The 22,619-nt window shown below is 61.6% G+C and carries 24 protein-coding genes; 14 read left to right on the plus strand and 10 right to left on the minus strand.

Going from position 1 to position 22,619, the window contains the following annotated elements:
* The first annotated feature begins 56 nt into the window (after positions 1-56).
* The 9 genes from ABUH87_RS01820 to tgt all read left to right on the plus strand — a co-directional run bounded on the left by ABUH87_RS01820 (position 57) and on the right by tgt (position 7,464).
* Positions 57-311 (plus strand): exodeoxyribonuclease VII small subunit, encoded by a 255-nt coding sequence (locus ABUH87_RS01820; protein ID WP_367768486.1) that lies wholly within the window; start codon positions 57-59, stop codon positions 309-311.
* Between the two features lie 30 nt (positions 312-341).
* Entirely contained in the window at positions 342-1,238 is an 897-nt protein-coding gene (locus ABUH87_RS01825; RefSeq protein WP_367768489.1) for a polyprenyl synthetase family protein, read from the plus strand.
* Positions 1,238-1,756 (plus strand): pantetheine-phosphate adenylyltransferase, encoded by a 519-nt coding sequence (coaD, locus tag ABUH87_RS01830; RefSeq protein WP_367768492.1) that lies wholly within the window; start codon positions 1,238-1,240, stop codon positions 1,754-1,756. Before ABUH87_RS01825 ends, coaD begins: the two co-directional genes overlap by 1 nt.
* A 105-nt stretch (positions 1,757-1,861) precedes the next feature.
* Positions 1,862-2,533 (plus strand): peptidylprolyl isomerase, encoded by a 672-nt coding sequence (locus ABUH87_RS01835; RefSeq protein WP_367768500.1) that lies wholly within the window; start codon positions 1,862-1,864, stop codon positions 2,531-2,533.
* A gap of 28 nt (positions 2,534-2,561) precedes the next feature.
* Positions 2,562-3,593, plus strand: coding sequence for a tRNA preQ1(34) S-adenosylmethionine ribosyltransferase-isomerase QueA (gene queA / locus ABUH87_RS01840; RefSeq protein ID WP_367768503.1), 1,032 nt, complete (start codon positions 2,562-2,564; stop codon positions 3,591-3,593).
* Positions 3,594-3,677: 84 nt separating this feature from the next.
* Positions 3,678-4,625 (plus strand): ABC transporter ATP-binding protein, encoded by a 948-nt coding sequence (locus ABUH87_RS01845; protein WP_367769145.1) that lies wholly within the window; start codon positions 3,678-3,680, stop codon positions 4,623-4,625.
* Positions 4,622-5,395: an ABC transporter permease gene (locus tag ABUH87_RS01850; protein WP_367768513.1), complete on the plus strand. Its 774-nt coding sequence runs from the start codon at positions 4,622-4,624 to the stop codon at positions 5,393-5,395. The genes ABUH87_RS01845 and ABUH87_RS01850 overlap by 4 nt, the downstream gene beginning before the upstream one ends.
* Positions 5,396-5,414: 19 nt before the next feature.
* The gene (locus ABUH87_RS01855; protein ID WP_367768517.1) at positions 5,415-6,332 is read left to right on the plus strand and encodes a DUF481 domain-containing protein; all 918 of its coding nucleotides are present in this window, start codon (positions 5,415-5,417) and stop codon (positions 6,330-6,332) included.
* Between the two features lie 4 nt (positions 6,333-6,336).
* Complete coding sequence (gene tgt, locus ABUH87_RS01860; protein WP_367768520.1) at positions 6,337-7,464, plus strand: tRNA guanosine(34) transglycosylase Tgt; 1,128 nt, start codon at positions 6,337-6,339, stop codon at positions 7,462-7,464.
* A gap of 51 nt (positions 7,465-7,515) precedes the next feature.
* On the opposite strand, the gene ABUH87_RS01865 is transcribed toward tgt, so the two are convergent.
* Positions 7,516-7,695 carry a hypothetical protein gene (locus ABUH87_RS01865; protein ID WP_367768526.1) on the minus strand — a complete coding sequence of 60 codons (180 nt, stop codon included), beginning with the start codon at positions 7,693-7,695 and terminating at the stop codon, positions 7,516-7,518.
* 135 nt (positions 7,696-7,830) lie between these two features.
* On the minus strand, positions 7,831-8,445 hold the full coding sequence (gene rpsD / locus ABUH87_RS01870; protein ID WP_367768529.1) for a 30S ribosomal protein S4: 615 nt from the start codon (positions 8,443-8,445) through the stop codon (positions 7,831-7,833).
* A 247-nt stretch (positions 8,446-8,692) separates the two neighbouring features.
* Between rpsD and ABUH87_RS01875 the strand changes: the two genes are divergently transcribed.
* Positions 8,693-9,007 carry a chorismate mutase gene (locus ABUH87_RS01875; RefSeq protein ID WP_367768531.1) on the plus strand — a complete coding sequence of 105 codons (315 nt, stop codon included), beginning with the start codon at positions 8,693-8,695 and terminating at the stop codon, positions 9,005-9,007.
* Positions 9,008-9,035: 28 nt separating this feature from the next.
* Here the strand turns inward: ABUH87_RS01875 and ABUH87_RS01880 are convergent, their stop codons facing one another.
* The 5 genes from ABUH87_RS01880 to rpiB are packed head-to-tail and all read right to left on the minus strand — an operon-like array spanning position 9,036 to position 12,235.
* Positions 9,036-9,755 (minus strand): RNA methyltransferase, encoded by a 720-nt coding sequence (locus tag ABUH87_RS01880; RefSeq protein ID WP_367768534.1) that lies wholly within the window; start codon positions 9,753-9,755, stop codon positions 9,036-9,038.
* A gap of 2 nt (positions 9,756-9,757) precedes the next feature.
* A complete protein-coding gene (gene nrdR, locus ABUH87_RS01885; RefSeq protein WP_367768537.1) occupies positions 9,758-10,219 on the minus strand; it encodes a transcriptional regulator NrdR in 462 nt (153 codons plus the stop codon).
* Between the two features lie 14 nt (positions 10,220-10,233).
* A complete protein-coding gene (locus ABUH87_RS01890) occupies positions 10,234-10,461 on the minus strand; it encodes a hypothetical protein (RefSeq protein WP_367768540.1) in 228 nt (75 codons plus the stop codon).
* A 2-nt stretch (positions 10,462-10,463) separates the two neighbouring features.
* On the minus strand, positions 10,464-11,771 hold the full coding sequence (gene glyA, locus ABUH87_RS01895) for a serine hydroxymethyltransferase (RefSeq protein WP_367768543.1): 1,308 nt from the start codon (positions 11,769-11,771) through the stop codon (positions 10,464-10,466).
* On the minus strand, positions 11,768-12,235 hold the full coding sequence (gene rpiB, locus ABUH87_RS01900; protein ID WP_367768545.1) for a ribose 5-phosphate isomerase B: 468 nt from the start codon (positions 12,233-12,235) through the stop codon (positions 11,768-11,770). The genes glyA and rpiB overlap by 4 nt, the downstream gene beginning before the upstream one ends.
* A gap of 166 nt (positions 12,236-12,401) precedes the next feature.
* Between rpiB and ABUH87_RS01905 the strand changes: the two genes are divergently transcribed.
* On the plus strand, positions 12,402-12,785 hold the full coding sequence (locus ABUH87_RS01905; protein ID WP_367768549.1) for a hypothetical protein: 384 nt from the start codon (positions 12,402-12,404) through the stop codon (positions 12,783-12,785).
* Positions 12,786-12,993: 208 nt separating this feature from the next.
* On the opposite strand, the gene rpoD is transcribed toward ABUH87_RS01905, so the two are convergent.
* The 3 genes from rpoD to ABUH87_RS01920 are packed head-to-tail and all read right to left on the minus strand — an operon-like array spanning position 12,994 to position 17,439.
* A complete protein-coding gene (gene rpoD / locus ABUH87_RS01910; protein WP_367768553.1) occupies positions 12,994-15,021 on the minus strand; it encodes an RNA polymerase sigma factor RpoD in 2,028 nt (675 codons plus the stop codon).
* A 56-nt stretch (positions 15,022-15,077) separates the two neighbouring features.
* The gene (dnaG, locus tag ABUH87_RS01915; protein WP_367768556.1) at positions 15,078-16,931 is read right to left on the minus strand and encodes a DNA primase; all 1,854 of its coding nucleotides are present in this window, start codon (positions 16,929-16,931) and stop codon (positions 15,078-15,080) included.
* Between the two features lie 55 nt (positions 16,932-16,986).
* Positions 16,987-17,439, minus strand: a complete 453-nt coding sequence (locus ABUH87_RS01920) for a GatB/YqeY domain-containing protein (protein WP_367768559.1) — start codon at positions 17,437-17,439, stop codon at positions 16,987-16,989.
* Between the two features lie 157 nt (positions 17,440-17,596).
* Here ABUH87_RS01920 and carA point away from each other — a divergent pair, with 157 nt between their 5' ends.
* From carA to carB, 3 genes are read left to right on the plus strand one after another with little or no spacing between them, the layout of a single operon-like run.
* Positions 17,597-18,778: a glutamine-hydrolyzing carbamoyl-phosphate synthase small subunit gene (carA, locus tag ABUH87_RS01925; RefSeq protein WP_367768562.1), complete on the plus strand. Its 1,182-nt coding sequence runs from the start codon at positions 17,597-17,599 to the stop codon at positions 18,776-18,778.
* Positions 18,775-19,158 carry a hypothetical protein gene (locus ABUH87_RS01930; RefSeq protein ID WP_367768564.1) on the plus strand — a complete coding sequence of 128 codons (384 nt, stop codon included), beginning with the start codon at positions 18,775-18,777 and terminating at the stop codon, positions 19,156-19,158. The genes carA and ABUH87_RS01930 overlap by 4 nt, the downstream gene beginning before the upstream one ends.
* Before the next feature lie 36 nt (positions 19,159-19,194).
* Positions 19,195-22,518, plus strand: a complete 3,324-nt coding sequence (carB, locus tag ABUH87_RS01935) for a carbamoyl-phosphate synthase large subunit (RefSeq protein ID WP_367768567.1) — start codon at positions 19,195-19,197, stop codon at positions 22,516-22,518.
* The last annotated feature ends 101 nt before the right edge of the window (positions 22,519-22,619 follow it).

The raw sequence follows: 22,619 nt of genomic DNA on the forward strand, positions 1-22,619 counted from the left end.
AACTGCCCCCTGGCCGTGCTTGACCATGGAGCCGCGCGGCGTCATTGCTGCCGGCGATGACCGAAACAAGCGTCGATATAACCGGCATGAGCTTCGAGGACGCACTTCGCGCGCTTGAGGACGTGGTGCGTGCTCTGGAGAGTGGCGACGTGCCGCTGGATGATTCGATCACGCTCTACGAACGCGGAGAGGCGCTGCGCCGTCACTGCCAGGCACGGCTGGATGCTGCGCAGGCGCGGATTGAAAAGATCGTGGCGGGTCCGGACGGGCTGCCGACGGCAACGCAACCCTTCGATGCTGCGGATCGCTGACGCGTGGCTTCGATGCATGAGGCCCATGCCATGACCTCGGGCTCTCTGCTTGTGGATGCAATGACCGCGATCGCCCGCGATGTGGATGCGGTCTTCGACGCGCTGCTGCCGGTTCCGGCAGATCCCCGGGCACGACTGGTGGAAGCCATGCGCTATGCGGCGATTGGCGGTGGCAAGCGGCTGCGTCCGCTGCTGCTTTGCGCAACCTCCGCGATGTATGGAGTGGATCGCGATGCGGCTCTTCGTGCGGGAGCAGCGGTCGAGGCGATTCACGTCTACTCTCTCATCCATGATGATCTGCCGTGCATGGACAATGACGACCTGCGCCACGGCAAGCCGACCGTGCATCTCGCGTTCGATGAGGCAACGGCCGTTCTGGCAGGTGATGCGCTGCATGACTTCGCGTTCGAAGTCCTCGCCGACCCCGCGACAAGTGCGGACCCATTTGTGCAGGTTGAGTTGGTCCGGACGCTCGGTCGCGCAAGCGGCTGCTCAGGCATGGCAGGAGGTCAGATGATGGATCTGGTTGCCGAGCAGAGCGAATTCGATTTGCCGACTGTTACGCGGCTTCAGCAGTTGAAGACCGGAGCTTTGCTCGGCGCGGCCGTGGAGCTTGGGGCGATTCTGGGGCGCGTACCTCACGAAGGCCGCACGCATCTGCGGGGCTATGCACGCGATATCGGACTTGCGTTTCAGATCGTGGACGACTTGATCGACCACGAGGGCGATGCGACTGTCGCGGGCAAGGCCGTGGGCAAGGATGCGAAGGCTGGCAAGGAGACATTCGTGTCGCTACTTGGTCCGGATCGCGCTCGTGAACAGGCCCGTCTGCTCGTGGAACAGGCGATCGCGCATCTGGCTCCGCACGGAAAGGAAGCCGACCTGCTGCGCGCCGTCGCGCGCTACATCGTCGAAAGGGATCATTGATGGCAGGTGGTGAGCGCATCGGAGTCTATCCAGGCACTTTCGACCCGATCACCTTGGGACACGCGGATATTATCCGGCGGGGCGCCAAGCTGGTGGACCGGCTGATCCTGGGCGTGACGACAAACCCGTCCAAAAACCCGATGTTTACGCCCGACGAGCGCATCGCGATGGTTGAACGCGAGGTTGCGAGCCTGGGCCTCCGCAATGTCGAGATCGTCGGCTTCAATGCGCTCCTGATGAAGTTTGCTGAAAAGCAGGGCGCCACGATGATCATCAGAGGGCTGCGCGCCGTTGCCGACTTTGAGTATGAGTATCAGATGGCCGGTATGAATCAGCAGCTCAATGCAGGGATAGAAACCGTATTCCTGATGGCTGACGTCAGCCTTCAGCCGATCGCATCCAAGCTGGTTAAGGAAATCGCCCTGTTTGGAGGTGAGATCGGGAGCTTCGTAAGCCCCGCCGTGCGTGAGGACGTGGTCGCCCGGATCGCCAAGACGGGATTGCGCGGCGACTACTGAGACTATCCGTTCATTGCCACGACAGCGGACTGCCATTATCGCGCGTGCGTCCCGCATTTCACTGAGGCGGCTCATGCATGCATGTCGCCCTATCGAGAGTTGCTGATGAAACTTCGCCTGCTTGTCCCTGCGCTGATGGGTCTGGCGCTCGCCGCTTCGCCCGCTTTTGCTCAGAGCGAAGAGCCGGTTACGCCTGCTCCGGCTCCCCTTTCACCTGTTGTCGACCTCGACCTGGCACATGAACCGGATAACGTGCTGTTGCTGGATCTGTCGAACGGCGGGCGGGTCGCCATCCGCCTGATGCCGGAGTGGGCGCCAAAGCACGTCGACCGCATCAAGGAACTGGCTCGTCAGGGATTCTACGACGGGGTTCTCTTTCATCGCGTCATCGACGGCTTCATGGCGCAGACCGGCGATCCCACGGGCACGGGGCAGGGGGGCTCTCAGCTGCCCGACCTTGCTGCAGAGTTCAACGCGATCCCGCATCTGCGGGGCATGGTCTCGATGGCGCGGACCAACGATCCGAACAGCGCGAACAGCCAGTTCTTCATTGTGTTCTATCCGCGCTTTGCCCTCGATCACAAATACACCGTCTTTGGGCGCGTGATCTCAGGCATGCAGCACGTCGACGCGATCGAGCGGGGCGAGCCGCCGGCCAATCCCACCCGTGTGCTCCAGGCTTCTTTGGCAAGCGAGAAAAAGCCTGCGCCTGCAGCGCCGGTCAGCCCGGCTGCCGCCATCAGCACAGCCCAACTCAACAACTCGAAGTCAGACTGAGGGCGCTCGCGCCTGAGAGGATGAGGTTGTGAACGTCGACCTGTTCGACTTTGACCTGCCGGCCGAGCGCATCGCCTTGCGGCCGGTGCGGCCGCGCGATGCAGCGCGTCTGCTGGTCGCTACAGGCGACGGCGCGCCGTTCGGGGACCGCCACGTCCGCGACTTGCCGCAGCTGCTGCGTCGAGGCGACGTGCTCGTATTCAACGACACGCGCGTCATACCGGCTCAGCTGGAGGGACATCGGGGCGAAGCGCGAGTCGGCGCAACATTGCACAAGCGCATAGACCTCAGGCGCTGGCAGGCCTTCATACGCAACGGCAAACGCCTGCGTGAGGGTGACTGCATCGCATTCCCATCCGAGGTCCAGGCCGTTGCGGAGCAGCGACACGAGGATGGCAGCTGGACCCTGGCGTTCTCTGGCGAGGAACCAGTGGAGGTGCTGCTGGAACGTGCCGGACAGATGCCTCTGCCTCCCTACATCGCCGGCAAGCGGCCGACGGACGCTGCGGATCGCGAGGATTACCAGACCATGTTTGCGCGGCAGGATGGCGCTGTCGCCGCACCCACCGCGTCGCTACACTTTACCCCGGACCTCGTTGCCGCCCTTGATGCAGCGGGCGTTGCAAGAGAAACGCTGACCCTTCACGTGGGCGCGGGCACCTTTCTGCCGGTGAAGGCGCAGGACACTGCCGAGCACCGCATGCACGCCGAATGGGGACGTATCGATGCGGAAACCGCGGATCGCCTCAACGCAGCAAGAGGTGCGGGCGGTCGGCTGATCGCAGTGGGCACCACCAGCCTTCGTCTTCTCGAAAGCGCGGCGGGAGAGGACGGCGTGATCCGTGCCTTCGAGGGAGACACCTCGATCTTCATCACGCCGGGTTATCGCTTCCGCGCGGTGGACGGCTTGATGACCAACTTCCATCTTCCGCGCTCGACGCTCTTTATGCTGGTTTCTGCTCTCATGGGGCTGGAGCGTATGAAGGCTGTCTATGCCTATGCCGTAGGGAATGACTACCGGTTCTATTCCTACGGAGACTCGTCACTCCTGCTGCCCTGATCTCTTGGCCCCTGTCAGTGCCATTGCGTGCCCACACGGGCGATAGACTTGGCACATGCGCCGCAGACGTACATCTATGCGGCGATGCAACCAATTCTCGAGATTCGCGGCCTTACCAAAACCTACAAGGGTGGCTTTACGGCGCTCAAGGGCGTCGACCTTACGATTCGCAAAGGTGAAATCTTCGCTCTGCTAGGGCCGAACGGCGCAGGGAAGACGACCCTGATTGGCGCTGTTTGCGGACTGGTGAGACCAAGCGGCGGCACGATCCGGGTCTTCGGAGAGGATATGCAGGCGAACTGGCGCTCCCTGCGCGCGCGGATCGGCCTTGTGCCCCAGGAGCTCGCGACTGACATGTTCGAGCCTGTGCTGCGGGCCGTCAGCCACTCGCGCGGCCTGTTCGGACTTCGCCCCGATCCGGGCCGCATCGAAGGGATCCTCAAGTCCCTGTCACTCTGGGAAAAGCGCGATGAGCAGATCCGCGCTCTATCGGGGGGCATGAAGCGGCGCGTTCTGATCGCCAAGGCCATGGCACACGAGCCGCAGCTGCTGTTTCTGGACGAGCCGACCGCTGGCGTGGACGTCGAACTGCGCCGCGACATGTGGAAGCAGATCGCGGACATGCGTGATCGCGGAACCACGGTGATTCTCACCACTCACTACATCGAGGAAGCCGAGGAGATGGCGGACCGCGTCGGGATTATCCGGCAGGGCGAAATCGTCATGGTCGACGAAAAGGAGGCGATGATGAGGCGCCTCGGGCGGACCGAAGCCCATATCACACTCAGGGAGCCCCTGCTTGTGGTGCCAGAGAGCCTCTCAAGGTTTCCGTTGACCCTCGGTAGCGAGCGGACGGTGCTGACTTATCGGGGCGGTGATGGCTCGGGCCAGGGCAAGGCCGATGTGGCCGAGATCACCAAGGCCCTGACGCTCGCCGGCATCGATTACATCGCTATCGATCAACATGAATCCAGCCTCGAGGACATCTTCGTCGATCTGGTCGAAGGCCGCGTTGCAGGAGCAGGGGCATGAGCTTGTTTAACGGCCGCAGCGCCTGGACTATCTACAAGCAGGAACTGCTGCGCGCCTTCAGGACCGCGATGCAATCCATTCTCGCGCCGGTCCTGACGACCTCGTTGTACTTTGTTGTCTTCGGCGCTGCGATCGGTGGCCAGATGGAAGGCGGCATGAGCGGTGTGAACTACGGCGCGTTCATCGTGCCGGGCCTGCTTCTGCTCACTTTGCTGGGCGAAAGCACAAGCAACGCCAGCTTCGGCATATACATGCCGCGATTTACCGGGGCGATCTACGAGTTGCTTTCGGCTCCTGTCGGGGTCGCCGAAACACTGGCGGGGTTCGTCGGAGCCGCGGCTACCAAATCCTTGATCCTGGCCGCGATCATCCTGGGAACGGCGACGCTGTTCGTCGACTACACAATAGCGCATCCCATCTACGCACTGGGGTACATCATTCTGGTGTCTGCCAGCTTCTCGCTATTCGGCTTCATTCTAGGGATCTGGGCAGACAGCTTTGAGAAACTGTCGATCGTGCCCATGCTCATCCTGATGCCGCTGACCTTCCTGGGCGGGACGTTCTACTCGATCGACATGCTGCCAGAGCCGTGGCGTACGGTCGCGCTCGCAAATCCAGTCGTCTACCTGGTCAACGGTCTGCGCTGGACATTCTACGGCACCTCAGATGTTTCGATCTGGCTCTCGCTTGGGCTTACGCTGGCGTTCCTCGCGCTTTGCGTGGGAGTGATCGCGTTCATATTCCGCACCGGCTGGCGCCTCAGGAGCTAAGCAGCTAAGAGCGCGGCGCATGTTCGCCCGCACCGCTTTTCTGACTTGTATTCTCGCTGCCACAGCGCAGCCAGCGCGTGCCGAATTACCCGGTCCGGTGCGAGCGATGCTGGAAGCTGCGATGCAGTCGGGCGATCCCAAGGCGGTCGACGCGGTGGTCAAGGCGGCGAAGGAGACGCAGCCGCAGGACAGCGCCGAAATCGACGCCATGAAGCAGAAGTTCGACGATACGCACAAACTTGTGGTCGCGGAGAAGGCGGACCACGAGCGTGAACGCATACTCGCTTCCGGACCGTTGGACCTATGGAGTGGCGAAGGCGAAATAGGTGCCTTCCGCACGACCGGAAATACCCGGAACATCGGCGTGTCCGCTGGGCTGAAGCTTGACCGTGAAGGGGTCTATTGGCGGCATAAGCTGCAGTTTCAGGCGGACTATCAGGAATCCGATGGTGCGGTGACGCGCGAGCAGTACATGGCGGCGTACAGTCCGCGGTATACGCTGAACGACCGCTTCTACGTCTATGGCTTGGCGCAGTTCGAGCAGGACGAGTTTCAGGGCTACCGCAGCCGGTATTCCCTCTCTCCCGGTTTTGGTTATCGCGTGCTTGACGCAGAAGACTTGCGTCTCTCAGTGGAAGGCGGTCCGGCACTGCGTTACACGAACTTCGTTGATCAGCCCTCGCGTGAGACGGTCTCAGGGCTGGGTTCGCTCGACTTCTCGTGGCGGCCGTTGCCCATGATCCGGCTCACGCAGCAAGCCAGCGCCTATGTCGAGACGATCAACAGTTCCTTCTCCTCTACGACGGCTATCGAAGCTGGCATGATGGAGGGCCTCAAGGCGAGGATCTCGTATCGCTACGAGCATGAGACGGACCCGCCCGATGCGTCTGGCCGCACTGACACCTTGTCGCGCTTCACACTAGTTTACGGCTTCTGATCCCATGACCCGCTTCGCATTCGATATCCACGCCACCGATGGCCGCGCCCGCACTGGTGAGATTCGGATGGAGCGGGGAACTATTCGCACGCCCGCGTTCATGCCTGTGGGTACGGCCGCAACGGTGAAGGGCATGAAGCCGGAGGCAGTCCGCGCGACCGGTGCCGACATCATTCTGGGGAACACTTACCACCTGATGTTGCGGCCAGGTGCGGAGCGGGTGGCCCGCCTGGGTGGTCTGCACCGCTTTATGAACTGGTCACGGCCAATCCTGACCGATAGCGGTGGCTATCAGGTCATGAGCCTCTCTGATCTCCGGAAGATCACGGAAGAGGGCGTCACTTTCGCGAGCCATCTGGATGGTTCACGTCACCTGCTGACGCCCGAGCGTTCGATGGAGATCCAGCGCTTGCTGGATTCCGACATTGTCATGGCCTTCGACGAGTGCCCCAAGGTTGATCAAGGCCGTGATGCGATCGCACGCTCGATGGAAATGTCGATGCGCTGGGCCAGACGGAGCCGCAACGCCTTTGACTCCGGTGGCGAGCACGCCGGGCGTGCAGCCCTGTTTGGTATTCAGCAAGGCGGATTGGACGAGGAACTGCGGCGGGCCTCGGCCGAGGCTCTGGCCGAGGTCGGTTTCGACGGCTACGCCATAGGCGGCCTGGCCGTTGGCGAAGGGCAGGAGGCCATGTTTGCCACGCTCGACTTCGCACCGGCCCAGCTCCCTGCAGACCGCCCCCGCTATCTGATGGGCGTGGGGAAGCCTGACGACCTGGTGGGCGCAGTCGAGCGCGGCGTCGACATGTTCGATTGTGTGCTGCCCACGCGATCTGGCCGCAATGGGCAGGCATTTACCTGGAGTGGTCCGTTGAACTTGCGCAATGCGCGCCACGCGGAGGATCTGGGGCCAGTTGACGACCGATGCCATTGCCCGACATGCGGTACATACAGTCGAGCCTATCTCCACCATCTCATCAAGTCAGGTGAAATGCTCGGGGCGATGCTCCTGACGGAGCATAACCTGAGCTTCTATCAGCAGCTTATGCAAGCGATGCGCGCTGCCATCGCCGAAAAGCGGTTCGCCGCTTTCGTGCTGCAGTTCCGGTCGGACTACTTCGCGCGCGGTTGAGTACGTCTTGTTGATCAGACGAGCGCGCGACGGCAGATGCCTCGGCCTGGATCAGGCTGTCTGAGAGCTTGCGTCCGCCACTTCGAGCTTGGTCCCAGGGTAGGCGACGAACTGGCCGCTTCGACTGTCGAGAAAACCTGCCCCAATCACATTGGCGAAACGCTTGGCAAGGCTGAGATCGGGGTACCACTTACCCGTGCGGTGAGGTGTGATGAAACGATACTTTGACATGGCATAGTGACAACTTTGAAGGCGCCTTTTGGTTCCCATGTCGCTGTTTAGAAACAGTTTATTGCAGAATTGCTGCAAATACAAAAAGGGCGACCCGAGGGCCGCCCTTCCTTGATCTGAATGTGCTTGCGCCGATCAGCGTGAGTAGAACTCGACCACGAGGTTGGGTTCCATCTTCACCGGGTAGGGCACCTCGTCCAGCGAAGGAACGCGAACGAAGGTGATCTTGTCCGTGCCGTCCTGCGCGATGTAGTCAGGCACCTCACGCTCGGCGAGGCCCTGTGCCTCGATAACCAGCGCCATTTCCTTGGCCTTGTCGCCCAGGCTGATGACGTCGCCGACGAAGACGCGGCGGCTGGCGATGTTGCACTTCACGCCGTTCACGCGAATGTGGCCGTGCGAGACGATCTGACGGGCCGACCAGATGGTGGGCGCGAACTTGGCGCGATAGACGACCATATCCAGACGCTGCTCAAGCAGGCCGATGAGGTTCTGGCCGGTATCACCCTTCATGCGCGAGGCTTCGAAGTACGTGCGCTTGAACTGCTTCTCGGTCACGTCGCCGTAGTAGCCCTTGAGCTTCTGCTTGGCGCGCAGCTGAATGCCGTAGTCGGACAGCTTGCCCTTGCGGCGCTGACCATGCTGACCGGGGCCGTAGCTGCGGCGGTTAACCGAGCTCTTGGGGCGGCCCCAGATGTTCTCGCCCATGCGGCGGTCGAGTTTGTGCTTGGCGCTATGGCGCTTCGACATATGTCATCTCCGTATCTGCAGGCGACGCCACCGTGACGTTGCCGATATCCCGGGGTGCACCACCAGGCCTTCCTTCTTGAAAAGGAGCCTGATGCGGCCATCGCTTCACCGGGGTGCGAGGCCGAACGGACAAGCCCGCCTTTCCAGGCAGGGTCCAAGTGAACGCGCGCAATTAGCGGGACCTGAGGGAAAGTCAACCTCCTGCGTACTCTCGACGCGGAGCGGAGGCGCCGCTAGGGCGAAGGGCATGCCAGACAATCCGCTGCCTCCTGAAGCTTGCCAGACGATGGCCGACGTGCGTGCCGGGGTCGATGCGCTCGATAAGCAACTTGTCGAGATGCTCGGCACCCGCTTTGGTTACATGCGTGCGGCGGCGCGGATCAAGCCTGAGCGCACTTTGGTGCGTGACGAAGCCCGCAAGGCGCAAGTGATCGCAAATGCCCGCTCGCACGCGGAATCCGTAGACCTCCCTGGCGACGCGATTGCGACCCTGTGGGAAGGGTTGGTCGAAGCATCGATTGCTTATGAACTGACGCACTGGGACGAGCGCCGACAGCGCTAAGAAGCGGCTAGGAGCGGAGCCCCATCCTCTAGCGTTCGCGCCGGTCGCGCTCGAGAGTGCTGAGGATGCCCCGCAGTGTGCGAACTTCCAGGTGGTTCCAGGCAGGCTTCGTCAGCAGATTCCGCAAGGTCAATCGGTTCGCTTCCGCACGCGGCTCCGGCCAGAAGTAGTTCTTCGCATCAAGCATGCGTTCAAAGTGGCCGATCAGCCCCTCGAGTTCATCTTGCGGCGCCGGCGGCAGTAGATCCTCCGCAGTGGGCTGGCTTAGCCCGATCTGCTTCGACCACTCGTACGCACAGAGGATGACCGCTTGGGCGAGGTTGAGCGAGCCGAACTCCGGATTGATCGGGACGGTTAAAATCGCACGGGCAAGCGCGACATCCTCCGTTTCGAGGCCAGAACGCTCTGGTCCGAACACATAAGCGGAACGGCCGGGGGCGACGTGCACTTCGCTAGCGGCCTGCTCAGGTGTGACGACTGGCTTGGTGACCCCGCGCTTGCGCACTGTTGTTGCATAAACGTTCGCGCAATCGCTGACCGCTTCCGCAAGAGAGTCGAACACCTGTGCAGTGTCCAGCACCACGTTGGCGCCGGCTGCAGCAGGTCCTGCGGAGGGGTTGGGCCATCCGTCGCGCGGCGCGACGAGCCGCATTTCGGTAAGGCCGAAGTTGAGCATTGCGCGGGCGGCTTTGCCGATATTCTCACCAAGCTGCGGGCGCACGAGAACGATAACGGGTTTCTGTGCCATCGTCAGCTCTGGCTGATATCGCGCACGGTGCTGGCGAACGCCTCGAAGTCGCGGGCTTCGCTGAAGTCCCGGTAGACCGAGGCAAAGCGAATATAAGCGACAGAATCCAGCTGGCGGAGACCTTCCATGACCATCTCGCCGATGGCGACGGAGGACACTTCAGAGTCGCCCAGTGTCTCTACCTGGCGCTGAACGCCAGATACCAAGCGGTCGATGCGATCCCGATCCACGTTTCGCTTGCGGCAGGCGAGCGCAACCGATTGTTCGATCTTGGATCGATCAAACAACTCGCGCGAGCCATCGCTTTTCACCACGGTGATCTCGCGCAGTTGCACGCGTTCGAACGTCGTGAACCGAGCGCCGCAGCTACCGCATTGGCGTCTGCGCCGAATGGCAGTGTTGTCTTCGGTCGGTCGGCTGTCCTTGACCTGCGAATCCTCGTGGGCGCAAAAGGGACAGCGCATTCAGAACGGCTTGCTCAATCGGGACGCACCCTTTTGTAGAATTTGTAACCTGCGCCCGCGGCGAGACCAAGAGGGATGGTGACGAACGGCAGGACAATGGCAGCTGCCGCTCCTGCTGCACCCCAAAGCAGGACCGGTTTGGTGGAAGGATGGCTCATGCCATCCTGCAGCATGCCCGCCAACTCCTGCCGCGCGTCGGTCAGGAAGTCGCCATTGTCTTTAGGCGTGTTGAAATCGTCCATGCTCATAGATCCTCATAGATGGGGAACCGCTCACAAAGAGCTTCTACGCGTGCACGGACAGCTTGTTCCACCTGGCCATCGCCTTCGTCACCGTTGCGCGAAAGACCATCGACGACCTGGGCGATGAGCTGGCCGATTTCACGGAACTCATCGACACCAAACCCGCGTGTCGTGCCGGCCGGAGTGCCGAGGCGGATGCCCGACGTGACGAATGGAGACCGCTTGTCGAACGGTATGCCGTTCTTGTTGCAAGTGAGCCAGGCGCGGTCGAGGCCTTTCTCGGCCGCCTTACCGGTAACATCCTTGGCCGTAAGGTCGACGAGCATGAGGTGGTTGTCAGTTCCGCCCGAGACAATCGAAAGGCCCTGCTCCTCTACACTCGCGGCAAGGGCACGTGCATTTTCGACAATCTGGCGCGCGTAGTTCTTGAACTCGGGGCGCAGGGCGTCGGCAAAGGCAACTGCCTTCGCAGCGATCACATGAACAAGCGGCCCACCCTGCATGCCGGGGAAAACTGCGCTGTTGAACTTCTTCGCCAGATCCTCGTCGTTGGTCAGGATCACGCCCGAGCGTGGGCCCCGCAGCGACTTGTGAGTGGTCGTAGTGGCGACATGGGCATGGGGGAACGGAGAGGGGTGGGCACCGCCCGCAACCAGCCCTGAGAAGTGGCTCATGTCGACCAGCAGCCAGGCGCCCACTTCGTCGGCAATTTCGCGGAAGCGCTGGAAGTCCCAGATGCGAGAATAGGCAGTGCCGCCTGCGATGATCAGCTTGGGCTTGTTCTCGCGCGCAATGCGGGCGACCTCGTCCATGTCGATCAGGTGGTCGTCGGGCCGCACGCCATACGCGACCGGGTTGAACCACTTGCCGCTCATGTTCACCGGCGATCCGTGCGTGAGATGGCCGCCGGAGTTCAGGTCAAGACCCATGAAGGTGTCGCCCGGCTGCAGCAGGGCCAAGAACACCGCCTGGTTCATCTGACTGCCCGAGTTTGGCTGGACGTTGGCGAACTGGCAGCCGAACAGCTTCTTGGCGCGTTCGATCGCCAGCGTCTCCACCACGTCGGCATATTCACAGCCGCCGTAGTAGCGCTTGCCCGGATAACCTTCGGCATACTTGTTGGTGAAGACCGAGCCCGTCGCCTCGAGCACCGCCTTGCTGGTGATGTTTTCGCTCGCGATCAACTCGATCTTGGTTTGCTGACGCTTGAGTTCGCCCTGAACAGCGGCGAAGACTTCCGGGTCCGCTTCGGCGAGAGAGGCGGTGAAGAAGCCTGCCGAGCGGATCGGGGCATCAGTGACGGTGCTCATGCGGCGGACTCCTGGGTAGTCTGATCGGTGATCTGTGGATTGGATAGCTTGTCGACACGGGGGCCATGGCGGCCGCCGCCGAATTCGGTGGTCAGGAACGCGTCCAGGCAGGCCTTGGCCATGTCTACACCCGTCAGCCGCGCACCGAGAGCGATGGCATTCGCGTCATTATGTTCGCGCGCGAGCGCGGCGGAAAGCGGCTCAGCGACGAGCGCGCAGCGGAGTTTCGGGTGGCGGTTCACAGCAATCGAGATGCCGATGCCAGAGCCGCACAGCGCAACGCCTCGCTCTACTGCGCCGTCGGCGACTGCTTGGGCGAGTTTGTAGCCGAAATCCGGGTAGTCGACTCGGTCTGCAGTGTCGGGACCAAGATCGGTGACTTTGTGACCGAGGCTGCGCAGGTGCTCGCGGAGCTCAGCCTTGAAGTCCACAGCGGCGTGATCCGAAGCAATTGCAATGCGCATGGCGGTCGGCTGGTCCTTTGCGGGAGTCGTTTGCGCTCCCCTTAGTCCCGAGTTTGATCCGTGGCCAGCCTCGCGCTTGAGCAACTCTCATTGTGGCGCCGCTGCGACCCTTAAGGGAACCGGGCGCGCCGCCGATCTGTTGTCAAGAGCGAGAAGGAGATCCTCTATGACCGACCGCCCCAGAGATTTCGAAGGTGAAGACCGGCAGACGAATGACATCGCCCCGGAAGTGCACAATTCCGAGCAGGAAGACGAAGAGTTCCAGGCCCAGACGCTTGCTGGCGAGCGTCTAAAGGAGGGCGCTGACGACTACGGCCTGCAGGATAGCGAGAAGGTTGCCACCGGTGAGGAGGGAGACGACGTACAGGATTCCGTCGACCACATGCGCCAGATGGTCAGCAGCGGTCGCATCGACAATTCGGCTTATGCTGGCGAACCGAATGACGACGATAACGACGACACGTTCCTGCCTGCTGTGCAGCCTCAAGAACGCGCGACAACCGAAAGCGACGGTGCGCCCAGACTTCGCAAGGATCGGGATACGCCATGAGCGACTTGCCCATGAACCCGGGAGATGAAGCTCCTCCGGGGACGCCCGGAACTGGCGAGGACGTTTGCCCTCAGTGCAGTGGCAGCGGTCGTCTCGACGGTGGTGACTGCAAAAACTGTGGCGGCACCGGGAAAGTTATCAGGGGCATTGGAGGCGCCTGAAGCACTTACCCGCCAATGTAAAAAACCCCGCCGAGGCGGGGTTTTTCTTACTGGTCCAGGAACGAGCGCATTTTGCGGCTGCGGCTCGGATGCTTGAGTTTGCGCAATGCCTTCGCCTCGATCTGACGGATACGCTCGCGGGTAACGGAGAACTGCTGACCGACCTCTTCAAGAGTGTGGTCCGTGTTCATTCCGATGCCGAAGCGCATGCGCAGCACGCGCTCCTCGCGCGGGGTGAGCGAGGCAAGGACGCGGGTGACGGTTTCCTTGAGGTTCGCCTGGATCGCGGCATCCACCGGGATGATCGCGTTCTTGTCCTCGATGAAGTCGCCCAGATGGCTGTCTTCCTCGTCACCGATCGGCGTTTCGAGAGAGATCGGCTCCTTGGCGATCTTCATCACCTTGCGAACCTTCTCGAGCGGCATCGAGAGGCGCTCGGCCATCTCCTCGGGCGTGGGCTCGCGGCCCTGCTCGTGAAGGAACTGGCGGCTGGTGCGTACCAGCTTGTTGATCGTTTCGATCATGTGGACCGGGATGCGGATCGTCCGCGCCTGATCAGCGATGGAGCGAGTGATCGCCTGACGAATCCACCACGTCGCATAGGTGCTGAACTTGTAGCCCCGGCGATACTCGAACTTATCGACGGCCTTCATCAAGCCGATGTTGCCCTCCTGGATCAGGTCCAGGAATTGAAGACCGCGATTGGTGTACTTCTTGGCGATCGAGATCACGAGTCGCAGGTTCGCCTCGACCATTTCCTTCTTGGCGATGCGCGCCTCGCGCTCGCCCTTCTGGACCATGTTGACGATGCGGCGGAACTCGGGGAGCGCCATGCCGGTAGCTGCTGCGATGTCGGCAACTTCGGAGCGGATGCGCTCAACCGCGTCAGCTTCGCTTTGAGCAAAGGCTTGCCACTTCTTGTCCTTCTTGGACATCTCGGCAAGCCACGTGTCATCGAGCTCGTGCCCAACGTAAGCGGCGAGGAAGTCGGTCCGCTTGACCTTGTGACGCTCGGCAAGACGCAGCATCTGACCGCCAAGGGCGGTGAGGCGGCGATTGAATGCGTAGAGATTGTCGACGAGGAATTCGATCTTCGTCGCGTGGAATTTCACTGACTCGACCTGAGCGGTCAGATCTTCGCGCAGCTGATGGTACTGCGCTTCCTTGGCGCTGGGGAAATCAATGCCCATTCCCAGTGCTTCGAGCCGCTCCGACTGGAGCTTCTCGAACGTCTGGAACATCTCGGTAATCTGGGCGAACTTCTCCAGAGCCTCCGGCTTGAGAGCCGCTTCCATCTGCGCGAGGCTGAGAGTGTTGTCCTCTTCCTCCTCTTCGGCAGGACGCTTCGCGCGGCGCTCGATCCCGTCCTCATCCTCGTCGTCGGAGGTTGATTCTTCCTCGACGTCGTCCTCTTCCTTGTAGGACGGACCAGCGGTGGCCTCGCTGATTTCGCCGTCACCATCGCCTTCAGCGTCGTCGGACAGTGATTCGGGTGCGGGCTCCTTCGAGAGCATGGCGTCGAGATCCAGGATCTCGCGCAGCTGCATCTCGCCGTTGTTGAGAGCTTCCGACCAAAGAATGATGGCGTGGAACGTGATCGGGCTCTCGCAGAGGCCCAGGATCATCATGTCTCGCCCAGCCTCGATGCGCTTGGCGATCGCAATCTCACCCTCGCGGCTGAGGAGCTCTACCGCGCCCATCTCGCGCAGGTACATGCGCACCGGATCGTCGGTGCGTTCGATCGTCTCTTTCTTCTTGGGGTCGGCGACCTGGCGCGGGCTGGAATCGTCGCCATCCGCCTCGTCATCCGATTCACGATCGTCGTCGGCGGCCGCATCTTCGTCGTTCTCGACGATGTTGACGCCCATTTCCGAAATCGCGGCCATGATGTCCTCGATCTGATCGGTGGACATCTGATCCTGCGGCAGAGCCTCGTTCAGCTCATCATACGTGATCACGCCGCGGCGCTTGGCGCGCGCGATCAGTTTCTTGATGGACGCCTCATTGAGGTCGATCAACGGAGCATCATTGCCGTCATTGCCGATTTCGCTGCCGTTGGTGTCGTTCTTGCTCATTCTACCGCCGTTAACTCGTGCCGCGCTTCTGTAGTATATTCACGTAATGGTAAACATCAGGAGGCCGCCGCTTGCCGGGTGGCCATTTGCCTTAGACGATTGTCAAATTCCAGCTTTCTCTTGAGTAGCCGCTGCTGCTCGCCGAAGGCTTCCTCCGACAACTCGCTTTCAAACCGCGCCGTTGCCCTTGCGAGCGCGGCCTCAAGCGCCGGCCGTTCTACCAAAAGCTCTATTGCTTGCGCCAGTTCCGCCTTGGCCTGGTTCTCCTGCGCATCGGGTTGAAGAAAACCGAAACGCACGTCGGACCAAGCACCCGACCCGGGCAGTTCGATGCCTTGCCGAGCCAATATGGTTGCCACGGCCTCGCTTTCAAGCAGTGGAGCAGCGTCGCAGCAGTCCACCAATGCGGCGAATCGCGAGTCGAGTGCAGGAGTGGAGGCCAGAGCCTCTGCATGCCGTGCGATCTCGCTGGGCCACCGCAACAATCCTGACAGCACGGCAGCGGAGAGTGCATCGGTCCCGCCATCCATCGCGCGGTTCAGCCGTGCAATCGAATCCGGGTCGGAGGCAGCTTGAGCCGGATAAGAATCGCGCCCGTTTCGGCGGTTGAACTTGCGAGGGGCGCCGCGCGGCTGCTCCTGCCGGCGCGGAAAGGCGAAGGCTGAATAACGGTCGAGAAGATCGCGCCGGTACAGGTTGGCGACGTCCGGGTGACCGATCGTTTCGACATGTGCCAGGAGACGGGCCTTCAGTCCCGCCTTGGCCTCCGGCGTGGTCAGCGCGGTGGCGGCCTGCTCCGCCTCCCACAACACATCGATCAGCGGCTTTGCCTGGTCAAGCAGCGACTCCAGCGCCGCGCGCCCTTTGGATCGAAGGAGATCGTCGGGGTCGAGGCCTTCTGGCAGCCGGACAATACGTAGGGAGTGTGCGGGTTTCAGCAGAGGAAGGGCGCGCGTAAGTGCTCGCATCGCGGCACGTTGGCCGGCAGTATCTCCGTCGAAACACAGGATCGGCGTCTCAGCGTGGCGCCATAACAACTCGATCTGGTGCTCGGTCAGCGCGGTGCCCAGGGGAGCCACGCACTCACCGATGCCTGCGGCCGCCAGCGCGATCACGTCCATATAGCCTTCGACCACGATCATCCTCCCTGACGAACGGCAGGCAGGTGCAGCGCGGTGAAGATTGTAGAGCGTGCGCCCCTTGTCGAAGAGCGGTGTATCGGGGGAGTTCAGGTACTTGGGAGCGTCCGTCTTCTCCTGGGCGAGAATGCGCCCACCAAAGGCGATAACCCGGCCCCGCGCATCCTCGATCGGGAGCATGAGCCGCCCGCGAAAGCGATCGTAGGGTTCTTTGTCGTCAACAGCGATTCGCAAGCCAGCATCGATCAGCATCGCGGATGGGAAGCGGGAGAGGGCGCCACTCAGCGCCTGGCGTCCCTCTGGCGCATAGCCAAAGCCGAAGCGTTCGATCGTGTGAGCGTCAAAGCCGCGGGTCGCAAGATAGGCCCGGGCCTCCGCTCCTTCTGGTGCTGTTAGGTTGGATGCGAACCAGGCTTGCGCTGCTGCCATGACATCGTGGAGCGTGTCGCGCTTTTCCGCCGCGCGTGCCGCGCGCGGATCGGGTGCAGGCACATCCATGCCGGCTTCGGCGGCAAGCTCCTTCACGGCATCCATAAAGGCAAGGCCCTGATGGTCCGTCATCCAGCGGATGGCATCGCCATGCGCGCCGCAGCCGAAGCAGTGATAAAAGCCCTTCTCGTCGTTGACGGTGAAGCTGGGACTCTTCTCGTTGTGGAACGGGCAGCACGCCTTGAACTCGCGACCGGCCTTTTGCAGCCGCGTGGTGCGCCCGATCAGCGCGGACAGCGTCACGCGGGACCGCAGCTGATCGAGCCATTGCGGCGTTAGCATGTGGCGCCTCTCGGCAATCGGCAGTCTGCCGATTCGCAAAGGGGCTGTTGCTGGATCAACTCAATGCTTCCTTCACCCAGCCGCTGGCCTTGCCCATGTCGAGCTGCGTGCCATGACGTGCTTTCAGTTCGGCCATGACTTTCCCCATGTCCTTCATGCCAGAGGCGCCGGTCTCAGCCTTGATCGATTCGATCGCGGCCTTCGTGTCGGTTTCGCTGAGCTGCTGAGGCAGGAACTCTTCGATGACGACCAGTTCGGCCTTTTCCTCTTCTGCACGTTCGGGGCGTCCGCCTTCCTCAAACAACTGGATCGATTCGCGCCGCTGTTTCACCATCTTCTGAAGCACCTCAATGACCATCGCGTCGTCGTCGGGTTTGGTGGTGGCGGTACGCAGTTCGATGTCGCGATCCTTCAGCTTGGCGAGGATGAGGCGCACCGCAGCGAGGCGCGGCTTATCGCCGGATTTCATGGCTGCGATCTGGGCGGCCTTGATGGAGTCGCGAATCATGACGGTATGAGTTCCTGAAATTGTGGGGAGTGGTGTGCCTTGAAAGTAGACGCGTGCGCTCGCATTTTCCACTGTGTGCCTTGACGTGATGCACAACCACGACTAGCCGCAGCGCCTTAGCACCCATTGTCCGAACCGCCTACCGGAGCGACCCTTCATGGCCGACGCCGTATTTCCGCACGCGCCCAAACCAGACGGCGCCACCGGCGTTCTCGTCCTCGCGGACGGGCACGTCATTTGGTGTAGAGGCTTTGGCGCCGTCGGCGAGGCGGTGGGCGAACTCTGCTTTAACACGTCCATGACCGGCTATCAGGAGGTGATGACCGATCCTTCCTATGCAGGACAGATCGTGACCTTCACGTTTCCGCATATTGGCAACGTCGGGATCAACGATGAGGATCTCGAATCGAAAGTTGACGGTGCGGTCGGTTGTGTCGTGCGCGAGGATGTGACCAGCGCGTCAAACTTCCGTGCCAGCGGCGAGCTCGGCGAGTGGCTGGCCTACAAGGGCAAGATTGGCCTCGCAGGTGTCGATACTCGTGCGCTTACGCGGCGGATCCGGCTTGGCGGCGCTCCGAATGCCGTGATCGCGCATGATCCGGAAGGTCGCTTCGATATTCCTGCCCTGATCCAGCGCGCGCGGGATTGGCCCGGGTTGATGGGCATGGATCTCGCCAAGATCGTCAGTCGTGAAATCCAGGAAGGCTGGGAAGGCTCTACCTGGACGCTGGGGGAAGGCTATGGCAGCTCCCCCCGCGACGAACGTCCCCACGCGGTAGCGATCGATTACGGCGCCAAGGACAACATTTTTCGTAACCTGGTGAAGGCGGGCGCTCGCGTGACGGTTGTCCCGGCGGAAGCATCCGCAGAGGCCATCCTGGAACTCAAGCCGGACGGCGTGTTCCTCTCGAACGGACCCGGAGATCCAGCGGCCACTGGGGCGTACGCGGTCCCGGTCATCAAGGCCCTGATGGAGCGCGATCTGCCGATTTTCGGCATCTGCCTGGGCCATCAGCTGCTCGCACTTGCCGCCGGTGCGCGGACGCTCAAAATGCATCAGGGGCACCGCGGCGCCAACCATCCGGTAAAACGCCTGGATGATAGCGTGGTGGAGATTACCTCGATGAACCATGGCTTTGCGGTGGATAACAGTGACTTGCCGGAGGATGTGGTCGAGACGCATGTCTCTCTGTTCGATGGCAGCAACTGCGGGATCGCCCTCCGGGGCAAGCGCGCTTTCGGAGTGCAATATCACCCCGAAGCGAGCCCGGGTCCGCAGGACAGCTTCTACTTGTTCGAGAAATTCGTCGGAATGATGAAAGAAGGGAACGCTGCATGAGCGACACCGATCTGATTGATCATGTGGTGGCCTACTACGTCGCAGGCGCCGCAAACGATCTGAACGTCGCCACACGCTGGTATCCTTATGGCGAGCTGGTCTTGATCATTGAGGACAAGGTTTCGGTCGCCACGCGTAAGTTCGGCTCGAAGGTACGGGGCAAATCGAAGGCGGCCGGAACTGTCTTCCTGGACAGCATGATCGCAAAGGACGCTTGGGAGGCCAAAACCAACGACTTTGGCGGCCAGATGCATCAGTTCCAGGCCGATAAGTACAGAGCGGCCTTGAGCGACTGGCAGAACAGCGATCCGATTATCGCGAAGGCGAAAGCTGAAGGACCCGAGTACTGGGAAAAGGCCTTCGCTCAGCTGGTTGCCTGATTTCACCGCCGCACACCCGATTATCAAGGTATACCCATGCCCAAACGCACCGACATCTCGACCATTCTCGTCATCGGCGCCGGTCCGATCATCATCGGACAGGCCTGTGAGTTCGACTATTCGGGCACGCAGGCGATTAAGGCCTTGCGAGAAGAGGGGTATCGCGTTGTCCTGGTGAACTCGAATCCAGCAACGATCATGACCGACCCGGACATGGCCGATGCGACCTATGTTGAGCCGATCACGCCAGAGGTCGTCACCCGCATCATCGAAAAGGAGCGGCCGGATGCGCTGCTGCCCACGATGGGCGGTCAGACCGCATTGAACTGCGCACTTGCGCTCTTCAATGATGGTACGCTGGACAGGCTGGGTGTGCAGATGATCGGCGCCAACGCCGACGCTATCGACAAGGCGGAGGACCGTCAGCGCTTCCGGGAAGCGATGGACAAGATCGGGCTCGAGTCGGCCCGCTCGGGCGTCGCACATACGTTGGAAGAGGCGCTTGCGGTTCTCGAGAGAACGGGGCTGCCGGCAATCATTCGTCCCAGCTTCACGCTTGGCGGCACCGGCGGCGGAATTGCCTATAACAAGACCGAGTTCGAGGCGATTGTGCGGACCGGTCTCGACGCCTCACCAACCACCGAAGTGCTGATCGAAGAATCGCTCCTCGGCTGGAAGGAGTACGAGATGGAAGTCGTGCGCGACCGGCACGACAACTGCATCATCATCTGTTCGATCGAAAACGTCGATCCGATGGGCGTCCACACGGGCGATTCCATCACTGTCGCGCCAGCGCTGACGCTGACCGACAAGGAATACCAGATCATGCGCAACGCCAGCATCGCGGTGTTGCGTGAGATTGGCGTGGAGACAGGCGGCTCGAACGTCCAGTTTGCGGTCAACCCCGAGGATGGGCGCCTGATCGTGATCGAGATGAACCCGCGCGTGTCGCGCTCGTCTGCATTGGCTTCCAAGGCTACCGGGTTCCCGATCGCTCGCGTCGCGGCCAAGCTGGCGGTGGGTTACACCCTCGACGAGATCATGAACGAGATCACCGGCGCTACCCCGGCGAGCTTCGAGCCGACGATCGACTACGTCGTCACCAAGATCCCGCGCTTCGCCTTTGAAAAGTTCAAGGGGGCCGACCCGCAGCTCACTACCGCGATGAAGTCGGTCGGCGAAGTCATGGCCATTGGCCGCAACTTCAAGGAGTCAGTCCAGAAGGCGCTGCGTGGCCTTGAAACCGGACTCGACGGGTTCAATCGCGTTCCGGCGCTGGAAGGCGCGGGTCGCGATGTGATCACCGCTGCCCTTGCGAAAGCGACGCCGGACCGCTTGCTCGTCGCCGCGCAGGCTATGCGTGAGGGGCTGAGCGTGGAGGAGATCCACGCCATCACGCATTATGATCGCTGGTTCCTCCGCCACATCGAAGAGATCGTGCGCGAAGAAGAAAAGATCATCGCCGATGGTCTGCCGATCGACGCGGTTGGTTTGCGGCGCCTGAAAGCAATGGGCTTCTCGGACAAGCGGCTGGCGACCCTCGCCGTGCGCTCGGTGCATGTGGCTGGGGGACTTGCCGAAACCCAGGCGAAGCGTTCTGGACTGCTGCATGACGCTCTGCGCGCAATGGCCGGGGCCACCAGCGAAGAGGAAGTTCGCAAGCTGCGCCACAAGCTCGGCGTGCTGCCAGTGTTCAAGCGCATCGATTCCTGCGCAGCTGAGTTCGAGGCGATCACGCCTTACATGTACTCGACCTATGAGGCACCTTTCTTTGGTGAGCCTGAGGATGAGGCGATGCCGTCGGACCGGCGCAAGATCGTCATCTTGGGCGGCGGTCCCAACCGTATTGGTCAAGGCATTGAGTTCGACTACTGCTGCGTTCACGCCTGCTTTGCGCTGGCGGAGGCAGGGTTCGAGACCATCATGGTCAACTGCAACCCTGAGACGGTTTCGACCGACTACGACACGTCGGACCGCCTCTACTTCGAGCCTTTGACCGCCGAGGACGTGCTGGAGATCCTGCGCGTTGAGCAGCAGTCGGGCGAGCTGGTCGGCGTGATCGTGCAGTTCGGCGGCCAGACCCCGCTCAAACTCGCTTCGGCTTTGGAGCGTGAGGGCATTCCGATCCTCGGCACCTCGCCTGATGCGATCGACTTGGCCGAAGACCGTGAGCGCTTCGCCGCGCTCGTCACCAAGCTCAAGCTGCAACAGCCGGCGAACGGGATCGCCCGCAGCCGTGATGAGGCCGTGGCCGTGGCGAACCGCATCGGCTATCCGGTTCTGATGCGGCCCAGCTATGTTCTGGGCGGTCGGGCGATGGAGATTGTCGACTCTGAGCAGCAACTCGACAACTACATCGCTACTGCTGTGCAGGTCTCCGGCGAAAGCCCGGTACTGATCGACCAGTATCTGCGCGATGCGATCGAGTGCGACGTCGATGCCCTGTGCGATGGCGAGCAGGTGGTCGTCGCGGGCGTGATGCAGCACATCGAGGAAGCGGGCATCCACTCGGGTGACAGCGCCTGCACTTTGCCGCCTTATAGCCTTCCCGCTGAAGTCATCGCGGAGATGGAGCGCCAGGCTGAACTGCTGGCGATGAACCTTGGTGTACGGGGGCTGATGAACGTCCAGTTCGCCGTGAAGGACGGTCAGGTTTATCTGATCGAGGTGAACCCCCGTGCCAGCCGCACCGTGCCCTTCGTTGCGAAGGCTATCGGGCAGCCGGTTGCGAAGGTGGCCGCTCGGGTGATGGCGGGCGAAAAGCTGTCTACCTTCCCGCCGTTCAAGCGCGACCTGCCTTACATGGCGGTCAAGGAGGCGGTGTTCCCGTTTAACCGCTTCCCGGGAGTTGATCCTGTCCTGAGCCCGGAGATGAAATCGACTGGCGAAGTCATGGGTATCGACGCCGATTTCGCGACGGCGTTTCTCAAGGCCCAGCTTGGTGCGGGGATGCGTCTGCCAGAGAGCGGCACGGTTTTCGTGTCGGTCAAGGGCAGTGACAAGGCGGCTATCCTTCCTGCGGTACGTGGGCTTGTGGAGCAGGGCTTCCGCATCCTCGCAACGGCGGGGACGCAGAAGTACCTTGCAGATGCCGCCATCCCGGTGGAGCTTGTAAACAAGGTTGCGGAAGGGCGTCCGCACATCGTCGACAAGATCGTCGACGGCGAAATCGCGCTGATCTTCAACACGACCGAAGGTTGGCAGAGCCTTCAGGATTCACAGTCGATCCGTGCTTCTGCGCTGACCGCGAAGGTGCCTTACTTCACCACTGCGGCGGCAAGCAGAGCGGCCAGCGAGGCAATAGCCGCTCTGCGCGGCAGGCAGCTTGAAGTGCGATCACTACAAGATTATTATAGCTGAAACCAATATCGCCTTCCCCACATTATTAGCGATCGGCCCGCTCCGTTCGGGGTGGGGTAGCGGACTAGTCGCAGTGGGCGGCAATACAAGGATGAAAGCGA

This window comes from Novosphingobium rhizovicinum (assembly GCF_040813635.1).
GTDB lineage: Bacteria > Pseudomonadota > Alphaproteobacteria > Sphingomonadales > Sphingomonadaceae > Novosphingobium > Novosphingobium rhizovicinum.

Excerpts from the sequence above, each read along its gene's own strand:
- rpoD (WP_367768553.1), bottom strand. The coding sequence starts at position 15,021 with ATGAGCAAGAACGACACCAACGGCAGCGAAATCGGCAATGACGGCAAT.
- glyA (WP_367768543.1), bottom strand. The coding sequence starts at position 11,771 with ATGAGCACCGTCACTGATGCCCCGATCCGCTCGGCAGGCTTCTTCACC.
- carA (WP_367768562.1), top strand. The coding sequence starts at position 17,597 with ATGGCCGACGCCGTATTTCCGCACGCGCCCAAACCAGACGGCGCCACC.
- rpsD (WP_367768529.1), bottom strand. The coding sequence starts at position 8,445 with ATGTCGAAGCGCCATAGCGCCAAGCACAAACTCGACCGCCGCATGGGC.
- ABUH87_RS01930 (WP_367768564.1), top strand. The coding sequence starts at position 18,775 with ATGAGCGACACCGATCTGATTGATCATGTGGTGGCCTACTACGTCGCA.
- carB (WP_367768567.1), top strand. The coding sequence starts at position 19,195 with ATGCCCAAACGCACCGACATCTCGACCATTCTCGTCATCGGCGCCGGT.
- ABUH87_RS01920 (WP_367768559.1), bottom strand. The coding sequence starts at position 17,439 with ATGATTCGCGACTCCATCAAGGCCGCCCAGATCGCAGCCATGAAATCC.
- rpiB (WP_367768545.1), bottom strand. The coding sequence starts at position 12,235 with ATGCGCATTGCAATTGCTTCGGATCACGCCGCTGTGGACTTCAAGGCT.
- ABUH87_RS01875 (WP_367768531.1), top strand. The coding sequence starts at position 8,693 with ATGCCAGACAATCCGCTGCCTCCTGAAGCTTGCCAGACGATGGCCGAC.
- ABUH87_RS01880 (WP_367768534.1), bottom strand. The coding sequence starts at position 9,755 with ATGGCACAGAAACCCGTTATCGTTCTCGTGCGCCCGCAGCTTGGTGAG.
- ABUH87_RS01825 (WP_367768489.1), top strand. The coding sequence starts at position 342 with ATGACCTCGGGCTCTCTGCTTGTGGATGCAATGACCGCGATCGCCCGC.
- nrdR (WP_367768537.1), bottom strand. The coding sequence starts at position 10,219 with ATGCGCTGTCCCTTTTGCGCCCACGAGGATTCGCAGGTCAAGGACAGC.
- ABUH87_RS01850 (WP_367768513.1), top strand. The coding sequence starts at position 4,622 with ATGAGCTTGTTTAACGGCCGCAGCGCCTGGACTATCTACAAGCAGGAA.
- ABUH87_RS01820 (WP_367768486.1), top strand. The coding sequence starts at position 57 with ATGACCGAAACAAGCGTCGATATAACCGGCATGAGCTTCGAGGACGCA.
- ABUH87_RS01855 (WP_367768517.1), top strand. The coding sequence starts at position 5,415 with ATGTTCGCCCGCACCGCTTTTCTGACTTGTATTCTCGCTGCCACAGCG.
- ABUH87_RS01890 (WP_367768540.1), bottom strand. The coding sequence starts at position 10,461 with ATGGACGATTTCAACACGCCTAAAGACAATGGCGACTTCCTGACCGAC.
- ABUH87_RS01905 (WP_367768549.1), top strand. The coding sequence starts at position 12,402 with ATGACCGACCGCCCCAGAGATTTCGAAGGTGAAGACCGGCAGACGAAT.
- ABUH87_RS01865 (WP_367768526.1), bottom strand. The coding sequence starts at position 7,695 with ATGTCAAAGTATCGTTTCATCACACCTCACCGCACGGGTAAGTGGTAC.
- ABUH87_RS01835 (WP_367768500.1), top strand. The coding sequence starts at position 1,862 with ATGAAACTTCGCCTGCTTGTCCCTGCGCTGATGGGTCTGGCGCTCGCC.
- tgt (WP_367768520.1), top strand. The coding sequence starts at position 6,337 with ATGACCCGCTTCGCATTCGATATCCACGCCACCGATGGCCGCGCCCGC.
- dnaG (WP_367768556.1), bottom strand. The coding sequence starts at position 16,931 with ATGCTAACGCCGCAATGGCTCGATCAGCTGCGGTCCCGCGTGACGCTG.
- coaD (WP_367768492.1), top strand. The coding sequence starts at position 1,238 with ATGGCAGGTGGTGAGCGCATCGGAGTCTATCCAGGCACTTTCGACCCG.
- ABUH87_RS01845 (WP_367769145.1), top strand. The coding sequence starts at position 3,678 with ATGCAACCAATTCTCGAGATTCGCGGCCTTACCAAAACCTACAAGGGT.